Origin of the sequence: Arthrobacter alkaliphilus, from assembly GCF_021483235.1 — a bacterium.
In the GTDB taxonomy this organism is placed as follows: domain Bacteria; phylum Actinomycetota; class Actinomycetes; order Actinomycetales; family Micrococcaceae; genus Arthrobacter; species Arthrobacter alkaliphilus.
In genome coordinates this window covers 87,858-106,363 of sequence record NZ_JAKEEC010000006.1, presented here as the reverse complement: position 1 = coordinate 106,363, position 18,506 = coordinate 87,858, and the positions used below count along the sequence as shown (strand labels likewise).

General features: G+C 64.6%; 19 protein-coding genes and 1 pseudogene. 8 read left to right on the top strand and 12 right to left on the bottom strand.

Annotated elements, in window-relative coordinates:
* Positions 1-8 precede the first annotated feature (8 nt).
* Positions 9-572 (bottom strand): carboxymuconolactone decarboxylase family protein, encoded by a 564-nt coding sequence (locus L0B83_RS06775; RefSeq protein ID WP_234757649.1) that lies wholly within the window; start codon positions 570-572, stop codon positions 9-11.
* A gap of 327 nt (positions 573-899) precedes the next feature.
* Complete coding sequence (locus tag L0B83_RS06770; RefSeq protein ID WP_234757648.1) at positions 900-1,382, bottom strand: hypothetical protein; 483 nt, start codon at positions 1,380-1,382, stop codon at positions 900-902.
* A gap of 46 nt (positions 1,383-1,428) precedes the next feature.
* Between L0B83_RS06770 and L0B83_RS06765 the strand changes: the two genes are divergently transcribed.
* Entirely contained in the window at positions 1,429-1,875 is a 447-nt protein-coding gene (locus L0B83_RS06765) for a hypothetical protein (protein WP_234757647.1), read from the top strand.
* A gap of 49 nt (positions 1,876-1,924) precedes the next feature.
* Here the strand turns inward: L0B83_RS06765 and L0B83_RS06760 are convergent, their stop codons facing one another.
* The 4 genes from L0B83_RS06760 to L0B83_RS06745 all read right to left on the bottom strand — a co-directional run bounded on the left by L0B83_RS06760 (position 1,925) and on the right by L0B83_RS06745 (position 5,590).
* Positions 1,925-2,683 carry a maleylpyruvate isomerase family mycothiol-dependent enzyme gene (locus tag L0B83_RS06760; RefSeq protein ID WP_234757646.1) on the bottom strand — a complete coding sequence of 253 codons (759 nt, stop codon included), beginning with the start codon at positions 2,681-2,683 and terminating at the stop codon, positions 1,925-1,927.
* Complete coding sequence (locus L0B83_RS06755; RefSeq protein WP_234757645.1) at positions 2,683-3,510, bottom strand: fumarylacetoacetate hydrolase family protein; 828 nt, start codon at positions 3,508-3,510, stop codon at positions 2,683-2,685. The genes L0B83_RS06760 and L0B83_RS06755 overlap by 1 nt, the downstream gene beginning before the upstream one ends.
* Positions 3,510-4,664: a cupin domain-containing protein gene (locus L0B83_RS06750; RefSeq protein ID WP_234757644.1), complete on the bottom strand. Its 1,155-nt coding sequence runs from the start codon at positions 4,662-4,664 to the stop codon at positions 3,510-3,512. Before L0B83_RS06750 ends, L0B83_RS06755 begins: the two co-directional genes overlap by 1 nt.
* Before the next feature lie 119 nt (positions 4,665-4,783).
* Positions 4,784-5,590, bottom strand: a complete 807-nt coding sequence (locus L0B83_RS06745; RefSeq protein WP_234757643.1) for an IclR family transcriptional regulator — start codon at positions 5,588-5,590, stop codon at positions 4,784-4,786.
* Positions 5,591-5,638: 48 nt separating this feature from the next.
* Here L0B83_RS06745 and L0B83_RS06740 point away from each other — a divergent pair, with 48 nt between their 5' ends.
* From L0B83_RS06740 to L0B83_RS06730, 3 genes are all read left to right on the top strand, one after another.
* Complete coding sequence (locus L0B83_RS06740; protein ID WP_234757642.1) at positions 5,639-6,934, top strand: MFS transporter; 1,296 nt, start codon at positions 5,639-5,641, stop codon at positions 6,932-6,934.
* Positions 6,927-8,174: an FAD-dependent oxidoreductase gene (locus L0B83_RS06735; protein WP_234757641.1), complete on the top strand. Its 1,248-nt coding sequence runs from the start codon at positions 6,927-6,929 to the stop codon at positions 8,172-8,174. The genes L0B83_RS06740 and L0B83_RS06735 overlap by 8 nt, the downstream gene beginning before the upstream one ends.
* A 146-nt stretch (positions 8,175-8,320) precedes the next feature.
* Positions 8,321-8,560, top strand: a complete 240-nt coding sequence (locus L0B83_RS06730; protein ID WP_234757640.1) for a hypothetical protein — start codon at positions 8,321-8,323, stop codon at positions 8,558-8,560.
* 45 nt (positions 8,561-8,605) lie between these two features.
* On the opposite strand, the gene L0B83_RS06725 is transcribed toward L0B83_RS06730, so the two are convergent.
* Together L0B83_RS06725 and L0B83_RS06720 are read right to left on the bottom strand one after the other, a co-directional pair.
* Complete coding sequence (locus tag L0B83_RS06725; protein WP_234757639.1) at positions 8,606-9,028, bottom strand: rhodanese-like domain-containing protein; 423 nt, start codon at positions 9,026-9,028, stop codon at positions 8,606-8,608.
* 110 nt (positions 9,029-9,138) lie between these two features.
* Complete coding sequence (locus L0B83_RS06720) at positions 9,139-10,905, bottom strand: GNAT family N-acetyltransferase (RefSeq protein WP_234757638.1); 1,767 nt, start codon at positions 10,903-10,905, stop codon at positions 9,139-9,141.
* Between the two features lie 85 nt (positions 10,906-10,990).
* Here L0B83_RS06720 and L0B83_RS06715 point away from each other — a divergent pair, with 85 nt between their 5' ends.
* Positions 10,991-11,770: an alpha/beta fold hydrolase gene (locus L0B83_RS06715; protein WP_234757637.1), complete on the top strand. Its 780-nt coding sequence runs from the start codon at positions 10,991-10,993 to the stop codon at positions 11,768-11,770.
* A gap of 25 nt (positions 11,771-11,795) precedes the next feature.
* Here the strand turns inward: L0B83_RS06715 and L0B83_RS06710 are convergent, their stop codons facing one another.
* Positions 11,796-12,854, bottom strand: a complete 1,059-nt coding sequence (locus tag L0B83_RS06710) for an LLM class flavin-dependent oxidoreductase (protein WP_234757636.1) — start codon at positions 12,852-12,854, stop codon at positions 11,796-11,798.
* Positions 12,855-13,002: 148 nt separating this feature from the next.
* Between L0B83_RS06710 and L0B83_RS06705 the strand changes: the two are divergent.
* The 3 genes and pseudogenes from L0B83_RS06705 to L0B83_RS06695 form a co-directional block, all read left to right on the top strand.
* Positions 13,003-13,323: pseudogene (locus L0B83_RS06705) on the top strand (MmyB family transcriptional regulator); the annotation flags it as partial.
* Between the two features lie 2 nt (positions 13,324-13,325).
* Positions 13,326-14,312 (top strand): aldo/keto reductase, encoded by a 987-nt coding sequence (locus L0B83_RS06700; RefSeq protein ID WP_234757635.1) that lies wholly within the window; start codon positions 13,326-13,328, stop codon positions 14,310-14,312.
* Positions 14,313-14,334: 22 nt separating this feature from the next.
* Positions 14,335-14,769 (top strand): cupin domain-containing protein, encoded by a 435-nt coding sequence (locus L0B83_RS06695; protein ID WP_234757634.1) that lies wholly within the window; start codon positions 14,335-14,337, stop codon positions 14,767-14,769.
* A 30-nt stretch (positions 14,770-14,799) separates the two neighbouring features.
* Here L0B83_RS06695 and L0B83_RS06690 read toward each other — a convergent pair whose 3' ends face one another.
* The 3 genes from L0B83_RS06690 to L0B83_RS06680 form a co-directional block, all read right to left on the bottom strand.
* Positions 14,800-15,843 (bottom strand): LacI family DNA-binding transcriptional regulator, encoded by a 1,044-nt coding sequence (locus tag L0B83_RS06690; protein ID WP_234757633.1) that lies wholly within the window; start codon positions 15,841-15,843, stop codon positions 14,800-14,802.
* Positions 15,844-16,096: 253 nt separating this feature from the next.
* The gene (locus L0B83_RS06685) at positions 16,097-17,065 is read right to left on the bottom strand and encodes a glycoside hydrolase family protein (protein WP_234757632.1); all 969 of its coding nucleotides are present in this window, start codon (positions 17,063-17,065) and stop codon (positions 16,097-16,099) included.
* Between the two features lie 25 nt (positions 17,066-17,090).
* Positions 17,091-18,485: a right-handed parallel beta-helix repeat-containing protein gene (locus tag L0B83_RS06680; RefSeq protein WP_234757631.1), complete on the bottom strand. Its 1,395-nt coding sequence runs from the start codon at positions 18,483-18,485 to the stop codon at positions 17,091-17,093.
* Positions 18,486-18,506 lie beyond the last annotated feature (21 nt).

Genomic DNA, 18,506 nt, shown 5'->3' with positions numbered 1-18,506 from the left:
TTCCAGCCTCAAGAGAGGGGCGCGTCGGCGGTGAGTTCGGGGGCGGAGGGAAGGTCCAGTTCCGTCCCGGCGTAGTGGTTGAAGTAATTGGTGTAAAGGTTCGCCGCGATGTGGGCGAACGCCTCGGAGAGTTCCTCGGGGCTCCAGCCGGCGTCGAGGGCGGCCTGCCAGGTCGCGTCGGAGACGTTCCCGGTCCGGGCCGCGGCTTCACGGGCGACGCCGGTGATCGCCGCGAGTTTGTCGTCGAAATCCACATCCCCGGCCCGGACTGCGAGGATTTGATCGTCTTTCAAGCCGGCCCGCCGTGCCGAGAGGGTGTGTGCGGCTTGACAGTAGTCGCAGCCGTTCTGGTTTCCGACCGCCAGGGCGATCGCTTCGCGGGTGCGGGCGTCGAAGGTGCCGTGGGCGGCGATGGCGGAGGACATTGCTTCGTAGGAGGCTATCACGACGGGTGAGTGGGCCATTCCGGCGTGGATGTTGAGCAGTTTGCCCATCTTTTTCTCAAGTTTCCGTGCGGATTCCTTGGATGCATCAGGAGCTGTGGCAACGGTGTGGGCGGGAATGCGTGGCATGTGGATACTCTCCTAACTTTTCGGTGTGGCCCCTGCCGGGTCACTACATCCGGGGAACCTTGAGGTTTTGGTGTTTTATGGTCCGCTTCGGTCTACTAGGGTACTAAGCATGCTTATGGATGCAAGGTTCGTGCGACGCGAATTCGGCGTGGATCCGTCCCCGTCCCTCGCAAGTCTGATCCACCACGCGGTGGGCGCCAGTGGACGTCAACATCCTTTTCGGACGCCTGCCACTCAGCCAGGCGTATTCCATTAGCCACCCCCTGGCGACCGGCCGCGGGTCGGTGGAGTGACCGCGGGAACGAATGGGAACCAACCCAAATGAAGTTACAAATCTGTTATTTCAAGGATCTTTCCGCGTGACCGTTGATAGACGATTCTTTCTTTGAGCACTGGTGCGGCTTTCGCGCAGGGCCGGATCAACTGTGTTTCCCAGCGACTAAACCGGCATGGGGGAACAATTTCGATATGGGGGAATTTGATGGAGAAAATGCGCGGAACCCGGTGGCTGGCCGCTTTTGCTGGTCTTGCCGTCCTATTAGGCGGCGCAACGGGCTGCACTGCCGGTCGGCCCGTCGCTGCGACGAGCACGACGGCGGCACCGGCTTCGGAGAGTGCGCCTTCGACGACGGCCCCGGCTTCGCCGAGCGCTTCGCAGAGTGCGCCTTCGACGACGGCCCCAGCTTCGCCGAGCGCTTCGGAGAGTGCGCCTTCGACGACGGCCCCAGCTTCGGAGCCTGCGCCTGCGCCAGCGCCAGCGGCGGATCCATCCGTCCAGGAGGATGCATACGCGGGATGGAATTCGTTCACGTCGCCCCAGGCAGGGTACACGCTGAAATACCCCTCGACTTGGCTGGTGCGGACCTACGAGAGCGGGGATGGAACCGAGACCGTCCATCTGACAAGCCCTGGCGGCTTTGACATCACGGCATCAAGTTTCACCAAGCAAAGCGCTTACGGGGCGAACAACTTCAAAATGGACCCCACGGGTTCGTGCGGCTTCCAGTGCGTTGCCATCAACACTAAGACTGGGCTGTCCATCCCCAACTACGGACCCGCCAATGTCCTCTACACAACCGCCGCCGCAGGCGGAGGCGGAGGAACGGTCAACGAGATGCTTTTGGGCACCGCCGAGGACACCGTGTACATTGCTTCCCCCACCCACCCTGGCGTCTACTCCACGTTCGGCGGCCTCTTCCAAGGCCGAAGCCGGGAGCAAAACGCCAAGGTACCTGCCGCGGATTTCGCTGCGGAAAATGACGTCAAGGACGCCGAAATGATCTACCGGTCATTGTCCTACTGACGCCAGGGCGCCCGGCTCGAACAGCCTGCTATGGCGCCAGATGCCCCGCCTAAATCCAGTTCGGGGCCAGGGGGGACGGGGTCACCGCTTCGCCGTCCCGCGTTGCCGTTGTTCCATGCGTGCCCCGGCCGGTGGCCCACTGGGTGATGGCTGGCAGGGAGCCGGACACGACCGTCGGCGCGGTGGCTGCGGTATCACCGTAAGTCATCGTTGAGGGCTGGCCGGTGACCTCGACCAGCAGGTCCTTGTCCGTGCCGCGGGTGCGCCAGGCGCCGATGATGTCTTTGAGCAGCCGCTCCAGCACAGGTGCCGGGATGTCAACAAAGGTCGCCCCGTTGTCCAGGTCGACGGCGTGCACCCAGACTTCGCGGGTGCGCATCCACACGGTCTCTTCCGCTGGGACGGTCCTGCCTTGGACGGTTTTGACCTTGTGGTGCCAGTTGGCGGCCGGCAGGTCGCGCCATTCAACGTTCAAGTGCACCGCGGAGTGCTCGAACAGGTTGCGCAGCGCGATCGGGGAGAGGGTGGCGCCGAACTCGATTTCGTGGTTGCGGACATCCACCGAGGGGTACATGGGTGTCTCCACCCCGGTGGCCGCCCATTCGACCAGCCGCGCGACTGCACGGGCGTTGTAGCCCACGTGGGCCACAACGTGCCGGCGGGTCCAGCCCGGCAGCAGCGACTCCCCGTCCAGCTCCGCGTCGGTGAGCTCGTTGAGCTTGCGGGCGAAAAATGCGGTGCCGCGCCGGGCCTGGAGGAGCCCGTCGAGCAGGACGGGATCGGTGGTCTGGTCGTGCCGGGCGACCATCAGGCTTCCTTGACCACGCGGTTGGTCAGCTGGCCGAGGCCCTCGATGGCGGTGACCAGGATCTGGCCTTCCTGCAGGTAGCGCTTGGGGTCCTGGGCGTGGCCCACGCCGCCGGGCGTGCCGGTGGCGATTACGTCTCCGGGGTTGAGCGTGATGATCGTGGAGATGTAGGAGACCAGGTATTCGGGGGTGAACACCAGATCGCTGGTGGGGGTGGACTGCTGGATGTCGCCGTCCACGGCCGAGGTCATCAGCGGGCCTGGGGTGAATTCGTCCTTGGTGACCAGGGCCGGGCCGAACGGGGTGGACTTCTCCCAGGTTTTGCCCTGCAGCCACTGGATGGTGCGGAACTGGTAGTCGCGCATGCTGATGTCGTTCAGGACCGAGTAGCCGGCGATGTGGTCCGCGGCTTGGGCTTCGGGGATGCGGCGGCCTGTCTTGCCGATGACGACGGCGAGTTCGGCTTCCCAGTCCACGGTGTCCGATTCCTGCGGCAGGGCCAGGTCGTCGTTTGGCCCGATCAGGGACTCGGCGTACTTGGCGAACAGGGTGGGGTGCGCGGGGACTTCGCGGCCCATTTCCTTGATGTGGTTGCGGTAGTTATGGCCCACGCAGATGATCTTGCCGGGGGAGGGCACGACGGCGGCGAGGTCGGCGCCGTCGAGGGGGTGCGTTGGGCCGGTGGCTGCTTTCGCGGTGGTTTCCCAGGCGGGGTCCTGAAGCAGGGCGCGGACGTCGGAGTAGCCGGGGATCTCGGTGAGGGTGGCGCCGTCCTGGCGGGCCGCCGTCGTGCTGCCGTTGTCGAGCCGGAGGGTGAGGAGTTTCATTATTTGGTGCGTCCTTCGATGTAGGTGCGGTTGAAGTTTAGGCGCTCAAAAATGGGGGCGTCGCTGAACCGGAACAAATCAAACTCAGTTTGCGAACCGGCGTCGGCCTGCAGGTCCGCCTGAAGGGAGAATGATGCCCAGGACGGGACGACGAACAGGTCGCCCTTGGCCAGCACCCGGGTTTCGCCGCTCATGGTCACGGTGCCGGTGCCTTCAAAAACCTGCCACACACTGGAACCGACCTCGCGGACCGTCTCGGTCCAGGCGCCGGCACGCAGCCGGTGGAACTCGGCACGGATGGTGGGCATAACGTCCCCGCCGGTGGTGGGGTTGGTGTACCGGATCGCGGCGTGGCCCTGGGACACCGTGGCCGGGTGGCCTTCGTCTTCCAGCATCAGCTGCTCACGCAGGGCGGCGTCGGTGTACTTCCACCGGTAGGCGGCGATGGGGGAGTTGGTGGTGTTCTCCAGCCCCGACAGCGGACGCAGGCCGGGGTGGGCCCAGAGACGTTCGGAGCGCGAGATGTCCGGGGTTGCCTCGTCGGTGACGCGTTCCGTGCCGAATTCGAAGAACCCGGCGTCGGCGTAATGCACGAACGGGATGTCGAGGCCATCGATCCAGGCCATCGGCTCGTCGGTGTCGTTGTGGTGGCCGTGGAAGTTCCAGCCCGGAGTGAGCAGGAAGTCGCCGCGGGACATCCGCACCGGATCGCCGTTCACCACCGTCCAGACCCCCTCGCCCTCCACGACGAAACGGAAGGCGTTCTGTGAGTGGCGGTGTTCGGGCGCGGTTTCGCGGCCGCCCAGGTACTGGATGGCGGCCCACAGCGTGGGGGTGGCATAGGGGGTGCCGCCCAAGCCGGGGTTGGCCAGGGCAATGGCCCGGCGCTCCCCGCCGCGGCCCACCGGAACCAGGTCGCCGGCCCGGGCTGCCAACGGGTACAGGTCATCCCACCGCCACACGTGCGGCACAGCTTTCGGTGACGGGACCATCGGCATCAGGTCACCGATCTCCGTCCACAACGGAATCAGGTTCCCTTTGTCGAAGTCCCGGTACAGCTGCTCGAGCTGGGCAGCCTCCTCGGGGGTGGGCTGGGGAACGTGGTGCTCCTGCGCGACGGACTCATGCGTTTGGTTTTCAGCGCTGGTCGGCACTGGCCTTCTCCTTGCGTGCGGACTGAATGTGACGTGGATTCGACCGTAAGGAGTATGGCACTGTGACGCCCAATATATTCTGTCTAGCAGAATTCCGCGTTGGGCATTTCGTGGGGGCGTCAGCTGCCCCGGGAGCCGTCCACCGGATTGGCTGCGATGTCGATTTCCAGTTGGCGCCGCGTTTCCATCATGACGCCCACCAGCCCGGCGTCGAACAGCGGCCGGAACCTGGCCACCGGAGTGGCCACGCTCAGGGCGCCCACCACCACGCCTTGGCCGTTGTGCACAGCTATCCCAAAGGCGCTGATGCCCTCCTCAGTACCTTCAAAGTTGGCGGCGAATCCGTTGGCGCGCACAGACTCAAGCTCGCGCAAGAATGCCGGGTACTCGGCGTCGGGAATGTAGTCTCCGGCGAGCTCCGAGTTGGGGCTGTGAAACAGCTGCTCCAGTGCGGACGGTTCCATTTCCGCCAGGATGGCCTTCCCGCCGGAGGCCTTGTGTGCCGGCAGCAGCGTTCCCTGGCGGTCTCCGACCCGGAGGATATTGCTGCTTTCCACTGTGTCTAGGAACCGGACCTTGGTGCCCACCCGGATCATGAGGTTGACGGTCTCGTTGGTGCGGGTACACAGGCCTTCCATGTGTGGGCGGGAGATGTCCCTCAATTGCCTGGTCCAGCTGAACCCGGCCGGGCCGGCACCCATCGCCGGGCCGGGAGCATAGCGGCGCGTCTCATCCTGGATTGCGAAGCCGCGGTACACCAGCATTGCCAGCAGTCGGTGGGCCGTGGAAGGGGCAACCCCCAGCTCCTCGGCGGCATCCTTGAGCCGGAGGCTGCCCACATCCCGGAGCAATTGGAGGAGCTGCAGGGCGTTGTCCACCGCTTCGATGGAGTAGGTGGGCTTCCGCCTGGCAGGAAGATTCTGCATGGCAGAATCTTATGTGCGGGAAAGTACGACTGCCAGCACAGTGGTGGCATGAATCACACAACTTCCGCTGCAGTGCCGCAGCGCGCGGCGGCCCCCGCTCCGGGCGCCGGCCGTTCCGGGTTTCCCCGGCGTTCCGTACTTGCCGTCCTGGTGTGCTGGCTGCTGGTCGTTTTCGACGGTTACGACCTGATCGTCTACGGCACCGTGCAGGGCTCACTCATCAGCGACACCGGCTGGGGCCTCACCAAGGCCACGGCCGGAACCATCGGGTCGATGGCCTTCGTCGGCATGATGATCGGAGCCGTCTTTGCCGGCCGCATGTCCGATACCTGGGGCCGGCGGCGCACCATCGTCGGCTGCGCCGTCGTGTTCTCCGCCTTCACTATTCTCTGTGCGTTTGCCCCCAGCGCACCCGTGTTCGGCGGCCTGCGTCTGCTCGCAGGCATCGGCCTGGGCGGACTGGTGCCGTCTGCCAACGCGCTGGTGGCAGAGCTGGTTCCGGAAAAGTGGCGGTCAACCATCGCCACCCTGATGATGTCCGGCGTTCCCATTGGTGGCTCCATCGCTGCCCTCGTAGGCATCCCGCTCATTCCAGCCTTCGGTTGGCCGGTGATGTTCCTTGTGGCCGTCGTCGCCCTGGTGGTGGTGATCCCGCTGGGTATCCGCTACCTGCCGGAGACGTTTACGCCCGGCAAGAACGCCGAAGCGGGTGGCGGCCCGGCGAAGGAATCCGCAGGCTTCGGCTCCCTGCTCCGGGCGCCCTACCTCGGTATCAGCCTGCTGTTCGCCATCGGCACCCTGGTGACTTTGTTCGCCTGGTACGGGCTGGGGACATGGCTGCCCAACCTGATGCAGCTGGCCGGCTACAACCTCGGCTCCGCCCTGACGTTCGCACTGGCGCTCAACCTGGGTGCCGTCGCTGGCTCCGTGCTGACGGCGTGGGCGGGTACCCGGTTCGGACCCATTCCCACCGCCATCGCGGCAGCGGCGGTGGCCGCCGCCGCCCTGGTGGTCCTGGTGACCGGGCCGCCGGTCGCCGTCGTCTACTTCATGCTGGTGCTCGCCGGTGTGGGAACGCACGGCACCCAGTGCCTCATCATCGCCGCCGTGGCCAGCCACTACCCAGCGCACCTTCGCGGTACCGCCCTTGGCTGGGCCCTGGGTGTAGGCCGGATCGGGGCTGTGGCCGCACCGCAGGCCGGCGGGCTCCTCCTGGCAGCGGGCCTGGGCGTTGACTCAAACTTCCTGGCATTCGCCGGGGGAGCCGCAGCGGCTGCAATCCTGATCGCAGCGGTCGGCATCAAGATCAAGAAATCAACGGCAATAGGAGTTTCCAATGTCTAACCTCAAAGCGTCCACCGACGTCCTGGTGGTGGGCGGTGGTATGGCTGGCCTTGCCGGCGCGCTGGCGCTGCGCGAAAACGGCGCCGACGTCACCCTGGTTGAAGTGGCCCCCGCCTTCGGTGAGGTGGGTGCGGGCCTGCAGATGGCCCCCAATGCCTCCCGCGTCCTGAAGCGCTGGGGCCTGTTGGAGAAGGCGCTGGAAATCGGCGTCCAGCCCAAGCACCTGGTGTTCCGCGATGCCATCACCGGCGAGGAGCTGACCCGGCAGACGCTTGACGGTGAGTTTGAGGAACGCTACGGCGCCCCCTACGTGGTGATCCACCGTAGCGACCTGCACCGGATCCTGCTCGAAGCCTGCCAGAAAGCCGGCGTCACCCTGGTGAACGACGTGCTGGTGCAGAAGGTGGAAGCCGACGGCGACCGTGCCCGCGCCTACAGCGCCAAGGGCGACGTGTTCGAGGCCGACGCCATCCTGGCTGCAGACGGCCTGAAGTCCACCCTCCGCGGCACGGTTGCCGACGACCGCCCCGTCAACTCTGCGTATGTGGCATACCGCGGAACCGTGCCGATCACCGAGGAGACCCCCGCGGCGGACCTGGAAGACGTCATCGTCTACCTCGGACCGAACTGCCACTTGGTCCAGTACCCGCTGCGGAAGGGCCAGCTGCTCAACACCGTGGCCGTGTTCAAGTCCCCGTCCTTTGAACGCGGCGAAGAGCAGTACGGCGGCGTGGACGAACTCGAGGCCGCTTACAAAGACTGCGTCCCCGCCGTGCGGGAAGCCCTTAAGAACCTGGCCACCGGCATCCGCTGGCCCATGTATGACCGGAACCCCATCGAGAACTGGGTGTCCGGCCGCATGGCACTCATCGGCGACGCCGCGCACCCCATGCTGCAGTACCTGGCCCAGGGTGCCTGCCAGGCGCTGGAAGATGCAGCCGTGCTCCAGCACGCCACCCGGGACAGGGTCTTCACTCCCGAAGGCATCGACGCCGGCGCCTGGGAAGCTGCCTTCCGCGACTTCAATGAAACCCGGGCGGCCCGTACTGCCCGAGTCCAGCGCACCGCCCGGGTCTGGGGCGAGTCCTGGCACGTTGACGGCGTCGCCCGTGTCCTGCGGAACATGCTGTTCAAGAGCCGCGGCGACAACAACTTCCAGTACAACGACTGGCTCTACGGCCGCGGCGAGCCCGGTGTTCCCGGCGAGGTGCGGGCCGGCGCAGTGCCGGCGGAGGCCTAGCGCCTCGAAACATTGGCGGGCGTACGACGGCGGGCGGCTCCCGGCGTGGCACGCCCGCCTTTTGAGTGGGTTCCCGGCGCCCGATCCTTGAGCATCCTGACGCCATCACCTTTACCGGCCACCTCCCCGGAAGTGATACTGATTCCGTGAAGATCGATGAGTGGTGGCCCCTGGTCACCGCCGAAACCAGGGACTGGTTGGTCGCGCACAACGGGGAACCCCTCACCCCGCAGGTCAGCGCCGACATCCTTGCTGCCACACACGGTGCCACGGAACCCGGGTGGTGGGCCGGTGACTCGGCTGAGGGACCCCAACTGACCGACGCTGCTGTTGACTGGATAGAGACCATTGCCAACGGCGAGGACCCCGCGCCGATCGCCCAATGACAGTCCCTATTAAGGGTCCTTGCCCTATTAAGGGTCCTTGCCCTATTAAGGGTCCTTGCTTAGCGCTCTCCAGGCTTGGAACCCGCCGATGAGGTCCGTTGCCCGGGGCAGCCCCAGCCGCTGCAGTGTGTGCGCAGCGAGGCTGGAGCTGTAGCCCTCATTGCAGACGATCACGATCCGCCGAGTGGGATCGCCGGCGAACGGGAGGTGATGGGGACTGGAAGGATCGAGCCGCCACTCGAGCACGTTCCGGTCGATGACGACTGCTCCTGGAAGATCGCCGTCCCGTTCTCTCTGTTCGGCCGGTCGGGTGTCAACAACAAGGGCGCCGGCTGACATCTCACGCTCCAGATCCGCCGGGTGAACGCGCTCAAGCCCGGCACGGCTCTCAAGCAGCAGCTCGTCGATCGTAAGCGTCCGCAAGGAGTCGCTTGCGACGCCGTCGTCAGAGATATGAGACTGCAGCACGGGTGTCCTCGCTTTTCTGCTGAGCGGTCGCTCCACCCTGAAGCGAAACGATAGGCTATCTTGCCCGTCAATTTAGGCGCATGGAAGGAGCCCGGTCAACGGGAGACACGTTAAATGCGCCGTTTCAGCCCGACATGGGCCGTCTGATATCCAAGTCGGGTGTAGAAGGCCCGGGCCCGTTCCCGTGTTTCGTCAGTGGTCACCTGTGCCAATTGCGCGCCGCGCGCACGCCCGAAATCGTGTGCCCACTCAAGCATCGCGGTGCCCAACCCGCGTGAACGTTCCGTGGCCGCAACCCGCAGCCCCTCGATCTGTAGTCGAGAAGAACCACCCCTGGAAAGTCCCGGAATGATGGTCAACTGCATCGTGGCAACGATGCGGTCGGCACCATTGCGGACAACCCCCAGATAGTTGGACTTGTCGCGAACAACCACGTCATAGGCCGCCTCGTATCTTTCGAGCTCGACGCACTCACGATCGGGACCGAATTGGTCATCGGACAGGAGCCTGGCGATCGCCTCAACGTCAGCGCGAGTCGCCCGTTCCAACCTGAAGGTCCGGCCCGCTACCCGAAGCAGTCCTCGAACCGAGGATCGGGCATCTGCCTGCAAACGGGCGACCAGCAGATCCAGCCATCCGCCGACGTTGGCTCGAGCTTCAAGGGTGTCGGGATAACGGCATCTCAAGTGAAGACCGGACTCGTCCAGAATGAACCAGAGCATCACGCCGTCGGTGTCGATAGCTGCGCTCACATATTGCGCGTCGAGTCCGACGGAATCGATCCGCACCGGCAGCCTGCGCAGGTCCAGCCAGGAGATCGCGAACATGCCGGGAGCCACCGGCATGCCGCCCCATGGATCCAGGACGTCGGCGAGCGGCCACGAGCCAAGCTGCACGGCTTCTTTTACCGCCGCCGCTGCGGCGCGCGGTTCGGCGACCGCCGACTCAAGTACCGAATTGGTGATGAACCAGCCGACTGAGTCATGCCATTTGTCCTCAAAGCGGCTGTGCACGGGAAAGACCGCCCGCAGCGGGGTTCCCGCCAACTCGCGGGTGACCGCAGTCATTGCGGCAACAGCGAGCGCGAGCGTGGAGACGCCGTCGTCGCGGGCCTGCGCGGCAAACGCGGCACCGTCGTCAAGATCGAATACATCGCGCACTTCTACGCGCTCGCGCTGTGGAGCGGGCGCGCCGAGGGGCAGCGGGAACTGCGGCATGACGCCGCCGCTGTCGCCGATGATGTCCTTCCAGCGTTGACGGATGTGGTCCGGCGCGGCTTCGCGATCCAGCAGCGCTTGCGTGTGTTCTTCGAATGCCGGCACTGGCAGGGCTAACGGTTCGTGGCCCGCCTTCCGGGCACCGAGCGCCGACAGCAGGTCGCGCGCGATCACGAGCATGGACCACATATCGACGTGGGCGTGGTCGGCCGCAATCACCACGGTGAGTCCGGCAGCCGTCTCCAGTAGGCACAGCCGGTGGGAGGGCCGTGCGTAGGGCGAACATGCGGTATCGAGAATGTCCCGCACCGCGTCATTGACGGCCTGGCCGGGCGAGATCTGGTGCTCAACCCACGTTCCGGGACCGATCCCGATTTCGTGAAGCTCAGGTTCACCGTCCGCTCCGGGCACGAATGCTGTTCGCAGGGTGCCATGGCGTGCGATGACGGCCAGCCAGGCATCGGCTATTGAGTCACGACGCGTTGGTGCAGGCAGCCGGAAAGACAATGCCATCCAGGAGCCGGGGCGTTCGCCCGCCCCCACATGCAGCCTTTGGTCGAAGGACACTGGCAGGCGTCGGCTGGGCGCAGACACACTGACGTCGTAGCCCCAAAGTCGTCCGAACGGTAGGCGCAGGTGCGTGACGTTGGTCAGCCGCATGGCAGTATCGTATCGTCCCGGATAGCCTGAATGCTCGACGCCGACCCTCAAGGTTAACGCGGCCCGTCACCAAACGAGGAGCTTGATGCCAACTTTCGCGGTTCCTGGAGCCGAGCTTGCGGTTGCTTTGAGTGACGAAGGTGGGCACCCGGTTGTCCAGCTGCATGGCCTTACCTCGAGCCGGGCGCGCGACCGGGTGCTCAACCTCGACCTCGGTCGAGGGCTTAGTGGAACCCGGCTGCTGCGGTACGACGCACGAGGCCATGGCCGGTCGACGGGGCGGAAAGTCCCCGAAGACTATCAATGGCAAAACCTTGCCGAGGACCTCCTGCGGCTGCTCGACCACTGGTTCCCAGATGAACCTGTCCACGGGGTCGGTCCCTCGATGGGTGCAGGCACACTTTTGCATGCCGCTGCCCGCGAGCCGGACCGCTTTACCGGGCTCACGCTCATGGTGCCACCCACGGCGTGGGAAACCCGGGCTGCACAGGCTGGAAATTACCGGGCTGCCGCGGAGGTTATCGAATCTGCCGGGGTTGAGGCATTCCTCGCGACTACCCGCCAGGCAACGCCGCCGCCCGCCACCATCGGTGCGCCGGAGACGGTGCCCGACGTCGCCGACGCCCTCTTGCCGTCATTGTTTCGAGGCGCGGCACTCAGCGATCTGCCTGCTCCCGAGGCCATCGCGCGAATCGAGGTACCGACAACAATCCTGGCGTGGATCGATGATCCGGGACATCCGCTGTCAACTGCGGAATCCCTTGCCGCCCTGCTCCCGCAGGCAACGCTGACGGTCGCCCACCACCCGGAAGATGTCGCAACCTGGCCGGCTATTCTGAGCCGGGATGTCGCCCGTCGGGGCTAACCGACGTTTCGCACGGTTTAAGCGCCTACTGCGGGTCGCGCGGGACTTCAGCCGGAGTCCATCCCAGGGCGGGACCGAGTTTGTCGGCGATGTCCGTGAGGATCTGGACGTAGTCCTCCTGGTCGAAGCTGAAGGGCAGTGCGAACGCCACTTCGTCGACTTCCTGAAATCCCGCGTGTGCGTAGAGCTGCTCTGCGATCTGTTCGCTGGTGCCGATGAGGTCCGGGGCGAACAGCATGCCCTTTGGCCCTTGGGGCGCTCGTGTGCGGGGAGTGCGCTCATCAACGTACCGCTGGTATTTCTCCCGCTGACCCGGCGACGCCGAATCGGTTGGGATCACCACCAAGCCCTGCGACACACGGGCAGATCCATGGGCCGGGGCTGACGTTTGAGCGGCTTCACGGAAGGCACGAATCTGCGACTGCTGAATGCGGGCAAAATCCGGTTGCTGATCCGCTTCGGGAAAGACCACGCTGCTTGAGAGCAGGTTGAAACCGTTTGCCCCGGCCCAGACGGCTGACTTCCCGCTGGCCGCCCCGTACCAAAGGCGGTCCCGGAGCCCGGCAGAGTGCGGCTCGACGCGGTTGGAGAATTCCTCGACCACACCCTGCTTGCCGGAAAAGTCCCGCACCTTTTCCCCTGCGACCAGGCGGGCAAATCGATTCAGGCGGCCGTAGCTGAAATCCTCCAACTCGGACGAGTCCGGGTACAACTCGTGCTTCACTGTGTCGTAGTGCATGGGTTCACCCACGCTGAGCCCCGGATTGATGCGTCCCTTGGCGAGCAGATCCACGGTGGCCAGGTCCTCGGCCAAGCGCAAGGGGTTTTCCCAGCCCAGCGGGGTTACCGCGGTTCCAAGCTCGATCCGTGAGGTGCGCTGGCTGGCGGCGGCCATCATGGCGATGGGGGAGGAGATTCCGAACTGCAGGTGGCGGTGGCGTAGCCAGGCGCTGTCGAATCCAAGCTGTTCGCCAAGTTCGATGATCTGCAAAGTGGATTCGTGGCCCATGGCGGGATCCGCCGGGTCGAACAGGCCGATAGTGAGGAATCCAAGCTTCTGTAGGGGACGGGAGGGCTCGGGCATGGCTTCCTTCAGGATCGGGTACGGCTGATCCCAGAATATGCGATGGGTGTACCAGTAGGGCCTCCCTCCGGAGCGATGGCCGAAATAACGTTGCCTACATGAACACCAGGGACGAAGCACGCCAGTTCCTCAACGGGCGGATGGATATCTTGGGGACAAGCAACTTCACGACCTCGTCGGAGAGCTCTCCACCCTCAGCGAAGCGTTCCGCATGCGGTGGGGCGCGCACAACGTCCGCCGCCATGGCTCGGGCACGAAGAACTTCCACCACCGCAAGGTCGGCGAGATCACCCTCAGCTACGAGGGACTGGAGCTGACCGCCGAGCCGGGACTTTCGTTCCTGATTTACACCGCCGAGCCTGGTTCGCCGAGCGAGCAGCGGCTGCAGCTACTGGCGAGCCTCGCCGCCACGGCGACCGCTTCGGCGTCGCGACCTTTATTCGACGAGACCACTACTACGAAGGATTGATCATGCATATCAGAACACTTGGCCAGGGCTTGAAAGTCTCCGCGATCGGGCTCGGCGCAATGGGCATGTCCCAGAGCTACGGCCCCAACCCTGGCAGCAGGGACGAGATGATCACCGTGCTGCGCTCCGCCGTCGACGAGGGCGTGACGTTCTTCGACACGGCAGAGGTCTACGGGCCGCATGTCAACGAGGAACTCGTCGGCGAGGCGCTCGAGCCGATTCGCGACCGGGTGGTGATCGCTACGAAGTTCGGCTGGGACATCCAGGATGGCCGGATGGTGGGCCTGAACAGCCGGCCCGAGCAGATCCGCCGCGTCGCCGAGGCGTCGCTGAAACGGCTCCGCACCGAGGCGATCGATTTGTTCTATCAGCACCGCGTCGACCCCGGCGTGCCGATTGAGGACGTCGCCGGCACCGTCGGCGAACTCATCGCCGAGGGCAAGGTGAAGCATTTCGGTCTCTCCGAGGCATCCGCGGACACGATCCGCCGCGCTCACGCCGCCCACCCGGTCACCGCGGTCCAGAGCGAGTATTCGCTCTGGACACGCGATCCCGAGGCGGAGGTGCTCCCGACGCTGGCGGAGCTCGGAATCGGGTTCGTCCCGTTCAGCCCCCTCGGCAAGGGCTTCCTTACCGGCACCGTCGACGCATCCACCGCATTCACCGAAGGCGACATCCGCAACCGTGTCCCGCGGTTCGAGGCGGAGAACCTCGCCGCGAACCAGAAGCTCGTCGACCACGTGAAGGGGCTCGCCGAGGCGAAGGGTGCGACGCCGGGCCAGCTCGCCTTGGCATGGTTGCTCGCCCAACAACCGTGGATCGTGCCGATCCCCGGAACCCGGCGCACCGAGCGCATCCGGGAGAACGCAGGGGCCACCCAGGTCGCGCTCTCCGCGGACGAGCGCGCCGACCTCGACAGCCTTGCCCAGCGCATCGGCGTGCGCGGAGGCCGCTACAACGCCGAGCACATGACCTACGTCAACCGCTGATTGCAGCCGGAGGTAAAACACAATGGCGAACAACGAATTCGACCAGATTTTCCCGCTCGGGGCGCCGAACGACGCCTACGCGCAGTACTTCATTGGCCAGAGCTATTTGGCTCCGCTCGCCCCGGGGAGCGTTCCGGTCAGCAACGTCTCTTTCGAGCCTGGCTGCCGGAACAACTGGCACATTCACCACGGCGCTGACGGCGGAGGCGACCAGATCCTGCTGTGCACTGCGGGCAGCGGCTGGTACCAGGCCGACGGCGAAGCCCCCGTCAGCATGGAGCCGGGAACGGTGATCCGTGTGCCGGCCGGGACGAAACATTGGCATGGGGCGAAGGCGGACTCGTGGTTCTCCCACGTCGCCTTCATCACCCCAGGCAACAACGTCAGTAATGAGTGGCTCGAGCCGGTCGCCGATGAGGTGTACGGGGCGCTGCTGGAGAACGCAGGGAACGAGTGACGCTCTCGTTTGTGTTGTGGTTCGTCCCTATTAGGAGACTGGGGGTTTCACCGAATCCCTGACCACGAGCGGGCATGCCAGGAGGGTCGGGTGGAGTGCGAACAGGCTCAGGTCCGTCTTGCCTTCTATGGCGTCGATGAGGTTCTCGGTTGCCCACGCGCCCATTTCGTAATGGGGGAGCGAGACCGTGGTTAGGGCGGGATGCAGGTTTTCCGCGATGAGTTCCTGGTTGTCGAAGCCGACCACTGAAAGGTCCCGGGGAATTTTCAGGCCGAGTTCCGCGGCTGCCCGGTAGGCGCCCATGGCCATGCGGTCGTTGTAGCAGAAGACGGCCGTCGGCCGGTCCCTCCGTGCCAGGAGCCGTAGCGCGGCCTGATAGCCGCCAGCCACTTCTGACAGTTCAGCCTCGACGAGATCGGCGTCGAACGCCAGTCCTGAGTCGGAAAGCGTGTCCTTGAAGGCCCGCAGCCGGGAATGGGTGGCCGGTACGTCGTCGGTGTTGTTGATCATGCCGATCCGCTGGTGTCCGGCTTCGATCAGGGTCCTGACGGCCGCGGTTGCTCCTCCCATTTCGTCGGGGATCACTGAGGAGATTGAGTGGTTGGTGTCTTCTGAGTCCACGAGGATTGCGGGAATGCCGTTCAGATTGTCCGGGACGGCAAGTTGGCGGTGGTACATCGTGGCGTACAGGACGCCATCCACCTGGCGCTCCAGCAGGGCCGCGATGTCAGCCGTTCGCGACTCATAGGTGGCGGTGCTCGAAGTATTGATGATCATCAGGTTGTAGCCGCGGCGGCGCGCTGTTTCCTCTGCACCCAGAATGATCCGGCCAGCGTGGGGGGTCGTGGCGATTTCTTCGCTGACAAATCCGAGCATGCCTGATCGTTGGGTCCGGAGGGCCTGCGCCATGCGGTTTGGACCGTAACCCAACCGCTGCGCGGCCTCACGGACACGTTCTCTCGTCTCCGCGCCCACTCGGGCGTAGACAGTGTTGTTTAGGACATGGGAGACAGTCGTGACGGAGACGCCGGCTGCGGCTGCCACGTCCCGGATTCCCACTGACTTGTTGCTCATGTCTCTCCCACGTCCCTTATATTCGCGTTGATGCTATGTGCGTTTATTCGTCCCGGAGCCCGCGCCCGGGCAGCGGGGCAGCCGCCCTTCAGCGGGCGGCGGCTTGCGTGCCCGGCCTGTTTGCCGGTCTGGTACCAATACGCTACCGAGGAATAGTCGTATAGGGCTGCACGACGGCCCTGGACTCGGCCGGATGATCTGTGACAGTCCGGCTGAACTCGATGGCAGGAACTTTTCCACGGCCGTCTTCTCTTCATCCGAGGTGGTCGAAGCGACCGTCGGTGACCCGCAAGCGCCCGTTTGCGTCCCAACCTACGGGTAGCGGGTCGGACAGCGAGCCAATGAATGCCCGGTTCTCGTCAACGTGGTTGAACGCGAAGAGCCACCAAGCGCCGTCGCGGTCCTGGAACAATCGGCCGGCATAGAGCGACTCGTCCGTCAGGCGCGTGGCTTTCGCAATGTCGTAGGGACCGGTGGGCGACTCGACCGGGACCGACCACACGCCCCCGCGTTCACCGGCTTCGCGCCGGGCCGCGGTCAGCTCGCCGTGCAGCGAAGAGAATATAAGCACGTCCCGGTCGCCTATTGATGCAATTTGAGGCACTTCGAGGTGCCCGAAACCCGCGCCCGACTGCGAGAGCGGAGGCTGAACGGTCCACGTGTCAAGGTCGGGCGAAGTAGCGTGACCGATGACGCCGCGGTCGTCGGGTGCACCGTGGTTGGAACGGGCGGTGACGAGCATGTGCCACCGCCCGTCGTGGGCGAAAACCCAGGGATCGCGCCAGGCTTCATCAGGCCAGCTGACGCCGTCGAACTTCTCGTACCACTGCGGTTCGGCTTCGCACAGGGCCTCGCTGCCGGCCTTGGTCCAGTTGTAGAGGTCCGGCGATTTCGCGACGCCGACGCGTTGGACGATCGCGTTTTCAGCGCGGGTAGTTCCGGTGTAGAACATGCGCCACATGCCCTGAGGGTCCCTGACAATGGATCCGGTCCACGTCGTGTAGTCATCGAAAGCAGGCTGGTCCGACGCGATCAGCGCATCGGCTGCCTCGTGCCAGGTGCGCAAGTCCCGGGAGACGGCATGGCCGACGGTCACGTAGAAGTGGCGGCGATCGGGATCCCCAAGCGCGCGGGAGGCCTTCAGGTAGAAGGCGTGGTATAGATCGCCGTCGTCGGCGAACCACATGTCCCAGGTCCATGCGTCGGAAAGAACATACGACATTTGTTATAGGCCTTTCGGGTCGGCACTAAGGGGTGGCCGACGGTACGTTGTTGGGTGATGCAAGTGGTGAGGGTGCCGGCTGGTAACCGACCGTGGGTGTGGCCCGCAACGCGTTGACAGCCCTGTCAGCGAGGACTTGGGAGTCAGTTCCGGAATCGAGGATCGTGTTCCTGGAAGAATCTGGGTCGACCATAACGGCCGTCACCGCGAGGCCGGCCGAAGCCTCGGTGCTCAACAGGGCATCGACCTGGGCCGAGAAGCAGGAGTCGCTTGACTTGGAACGAACGTCCATCGCCACCACGTGGTTGTTGGAGACGAAGTTGCCCATTCCAGCCTTCAGCCGGATGATGACCGGCGTCGCACCTGTCGGCCGGATGCTCTGTGAGTCGATGATCTCGGAGAAGTGGTTGCCAACCACAGAGTTGTTGCTGCCGCTGACACTGAGCAGTCCGTTGAGGTCGTCAAGTCCGTTGTCGACTCCGAAAAAGGGCGTCCAGGGCTCGTGGTCGCGCAGGAAATGGTTCGTGGCCACGAGGTTTTCCGAACTATTCGCCGCGAGGATCACCATGCCGGGATAGAAGGAATGCAGACGATTGTTGGTGACACTTGAACGCGTCACGCCTTCAAGGTGAACACTGCTCGAACCACGGGGGAAGACGTTGTTCGCGGTGATCAGGAGCCCGCCATGGTTCTCCGCGTAGACAGAGTGGCCTTTCGGGCCCGCGCCGATCAGGTTGTCGGTGATCTTTGACGCCTGCCCCCACCCGCGCAGCTCGACGCAGCTTCCGCATTCGGCAATGAAGTTGTCGTGAATGGAAAGCGCGTCCGCGTGGTAGATGGTGAGGGCGTTCTCGAGGTAGACGAAACCCATTTCGCTTATCCGGAATGAGTCGTTGGCGCCTGCAACATAGATGCCGGTCTTGCCGTTCGCGTAGCTGTTCTCCGGATGCATCCCCAAGCCATCGGATTCGAAATGCAAGCCGTCGATGCAGAAGTTGGAGAACTCTACCGAGCTGATCCGGGGGTTTCCGGTTCGCTCGATGTAGAAGGCGGCACCCTGGGATTCCTCCGCGCCTGCGCGGTCGGGAATGTCGACGATAACGCGGCTTCCTCCGGGCCACAGTTCGTGCAAGTCGGGCCATTCGTCTTCTGGCACGTTGAAGCGGATGCTCGAGGACGTAAACCCGTGCCCCGAGCCGTGGATCTTCAGGAAGCTGACATCGATCACCACCTGCGTACGAAGACGGTAGTCTCCCGGAGGAATGTAGATCACCGCGCCTGGCTTTCCTCCATCGTTCGCGTCGGTGGCGACCTGCCTGCCCTTGACGTCGGCGATGATGCTGTTGATCACTTCACCGACGTCCTCGGACGGGTTGCCGACGTGCCACGTCGTCACGTCGTAGTAGTTGTTGCTTGACATTGGTTCTTACCTTTGTTTTTA

Bases quoted from the DNA above. Each gene is read 5' to 3' on its own strand.
- L0B83_RS06745 (WP_234757643.1), bottom strand. From the start codon at position 5,590: ATGCAGAATCTTCCTGCCAGGCGGAAGCCCACCTACTCCATCGAAGCG.
- L0B83_RS06685 (WP_234757632.1), bottom strand. From the start codon at position 17,065: ATGTCGTATGTTCTTTCCGACGCATGGACCTGGGACATGTGGTTCGCC.
- L0B83_RS06720 (WP_234757638.1), bottom strand. From the start codon at position 10,905: ATGCGGCTGACCAACGTCACGCACCTGCGCCTACCGTTCGGACGACTT.
- L0B83_RS06755 (WP_234757645.1), bottom strand. From the start codon at position 3,510: ATGAAACTCCTCACCCTCCGGCTCGACAACGGCAGCACGACGGCGGCC.
- L0B83_RS06775 (WP_234757649.1), bottom strand. From the start codon at position 572: ATGCCACGCATTCCCGCCCACACCGTTGCCACAGCTCCTGATGCATCC.
- L0B83_RS06715 (WP_234757637.1), top strand. From the start codon at position 10,991: ATGCCAACTTTCGCGGTTCCTGGAGCCGAGCTTGCGGTTGCTTTGAGT.
- L0B83_RS06690 (WP_234757633.1), bottom strand. From the start codon at position 15,843: ATGAGCAACAAGTCAGTGGGAATCCGGGACGTGGCAGCCGCAGCCGGC.
- L0B83_RS06735 (WP_234757641.1), top strand. From the start codon at position 6,927: ATGTCTAACCTCAAAGCGTCCACCGACGTCCTGGTGGTGGGCGGTGGT.
- L0B83_RS06710 (WP_234757636.1), bottom strand. From the start codon at position 12,854: ATGCCCGAGCCCTCCCGTCCCCTACAGAAGCTTGGATTCCTCACTATC.
- L0B83_RS06760 (WP_234757646.1), bottom strand. From the start codon at position 2,683: ATGGTCGCCCGGCACGACCAGACCACCGATCCCGTCCTGCTCGACGGG.
- L0B83_RS06695 (WP_234757634.1), top strand. From the start codon at position 14,335: ATGGCGAACAACGAATTCGACCAGATTTTCCCGCTCGGGGCGCCGAAC.
- L0B83_RS06740 (WP_234757642.1), top strand. From the start codon at position 5,639: ATGAATCACACAACTTCCGCTGCAGTGCCGCAGCGCGCGGCGGCCCCC.
- L0B83_RS06700 (WP_234757635.1), top strand. From the start codon at position 13,326: ATGCATATCAGAACACTTGGCCAGGGCTTGAAAGTCTCCGCGATCGGG.
- L0B83_RS06680 (WP_234757631.1), bottom strand. From the start codon at position 18,485: ATGTCAAGCAACAACTACTACGACGTGACGACGTGGCACGTCGGCAAC.